Origin of the sequence: Pseudomonas sp. GZD-209, from assembly GCF_049310485.1 — a bacterium.
In the GTDB taxonomy this organism is placed as follows: domain Bacteria; phylum Pseudomonadota; class Gammaproteobacteria; order Pseudomonadales; family Pseudomonadaceae; genus Aquipseudomonas; species Aquipseudomonas sichuanensis.
Map to the genome: position 1 here is coordinate 1 of NZ_JBMOWQ010000293.1, position 1824 is coordinate 1824.

General features: G+C 63.9%; 2 protein-coding genes. One reads left to right on the forward strand and one right to left on the reverse strand.

The genetic code is table 11. The features are described from left to right. Nucleotides 1-132 precede the first annotated feature (132 nt). Nucleotides 133-1383, forward strand: coding sequence for a 2-aminoadipate transaminase (locus tag ACO6VM_RS27295; RefSeq protein ID WP_422404064.1), 1251 nt, complete (start codon nt 133-135; stop codon nt 1381-1383). Between the two features lie 3 nt (nt 1384-1386). Here the strand turns inward: ACO6VM_RS27295 and ACO6VM_RS27300 are convergent, their stop codons facing one another. Beyond that, the gene (locus tag ACO6VM_RS27300; protein WP_232884823.1) at nt 1387-1689 is read right to left on the reverse strand and encodes a hypothetical protein; all 303 of its coding nucleotides are present in this window, start codon (nt 1687-1689) and stop codon (nt 1387-1389) included. Nucleotides 1690-1824 lie beyond the last annotated feature (135 nt).

The following is a 1824-nucleotide window of genomic DNA, read 5'->3' on the forward strand; positions in this document are numbered from 1 at the left end:
GTGGGAGCGGGCTTGCCCCGCGATCGCTTACATCACGAATCCATGGAATGATCGCAATCCGATAATTCGTTTGCGGAATATATCCCCGGCACGCTTCGATAGTCAGTAATTCGAACAACAGGCCGCGTGCACATGAATCAGGAAAGTATCAGCCAGTCCATCGCCATCGTTCACCCGATTACACTTTCCCATGGCCGTAATGCCGAAGTCTGGGATACCGCCGGCAAACGTTATATCGACTTTGTCGGCGGCATTGGCGTGCTCAACTTGGGCCACTGCAATCCGGCGGTGGTCGAGGCGATCCAGTTGCAGGCCACGCGCCTGACCCACTATGCATTCAACGCCGCCCCCCATGGCCCGTACCTGGAACTGATGGAGCGCTTGCGCCAGTTCGTGCCGGTCAGCTACCCCTTGGCGGGCATGCTCACCAACAGTGGCGCGGAGGCAGCGGAAAATGCCCTGAAGGTAGCCCGCGGCGCCACTGGCAAGCGGGCCATCATCGCCTTCGACGGCGGCTTTCATGGCCGCACCCTGGCCACCCTCAACCTCAACGGCAAGGTCGCGCCCTACAAGCAACGCGTGGGCGAGCTGCCCGGCCCGGTGTACCACCTGCCCTACCCCAGCACCGACACTGGGGTCACCTGCGAGCAGGCGCTCAAGGCCATGGAGCGGCTGTTCAGCGTTGAACTGGCGGTGGAGGACGTGGCGGCGTTCATCCTGGAGCCGGTGCAGGGCGAAGGTGGCTTCCTCGCCCTGGACCCGGCATTTGCCCAGGCGCTGCGGCGCTTCTGCGACGAGCACGGGATCCTGATCATCATTGACGAGATCCAGTCGGGCTTCGGCCGCACCGGGCAACGCTTTGCGTTCCCCCGCCTGGGCATCGAGCCCGACCTGCTGCTGCTGGCCAAGAGCATCGCCGGCGGCATGCCGCTGGGCGCGGTGGTCGGTCGCAGGGAAATCATCGATGCGCTACCCAAGGGCGGACTGGGTGGTACCTACTCGGGCAACCCGATCGCCTGTGCAGCGGCACTGGCGAGCCTGGCGCAGATGACCGATGCCAACCTCGCCACCTGGGGCGAACTCCAGGAACAGGCCATCGTCGCGCGCCATGCGCGCTGGAAAACCTCAGGGGTGTGCGCTTCGCTCGGGCGCCTGACCGGCACCGGCGCCATGCGCGGCATCGAACTGCTCAATGCCGACGGCAGCCCGGCGCCAGCGGTGCTGGCCAAGGTGCTGGAAGCGGCGCGTAGCAAGGGGCTGCTGCTGATGCCGAGCGGCAAGGCGCGGCACATCATCCGCCTGCTGGCACCGCTGACCATCGAGCCACAGGTGCTCGAGGAAGGGCTGGATATCCTCGAGCAGTGCCTGGCGGAACTCGGCTGAGGCTTACAGCCCGAGTTCTTCAGGGGTAGGCATGTCGCATTCGAAGGCGATCCAGCCGCCTTCGAGTTCGGCGTGGCCGTTGACGATCAGGCCGTAGTAGCTCAGGCCGTTCTCCAGGGTGACGCAGATGTGCGTGGCGCCTTTTTCGGGAGCCGCGAGCGTGCCGACGAAATGCACTTTCTTCAGCACCTCGGTCACCGCCTCGAGGCCCACGCGCATGTTGGTATTCTCCGAGGCCTCGGTGTCGCCCCCACGGTCTTCGGCGCTGACGGTCACGGTGGCGATGTAGGGGTACTTGGTGCTCAAGCGGGGTTACCTCAACAGGTGTATTAGGCGTATGGGCGCGTAGAGTACGGCAGGCGGCCCTTGTTGTCTCTAATGGCCTCTTTGATGGGGGAAGAAACACACCCAAAAAACTAGTCCCCGTTGTGAGGGGATTTT

Excerpts from the sequence above, each read along its gene's own strand:
- ACO6VM_RS27295 (WP_422404064.1), top strand. The coding sequence starts at position 133 with ATGAATCAGGAAAGTATCAGCCAGTCCATCGCCATCGTTCACCCGATT.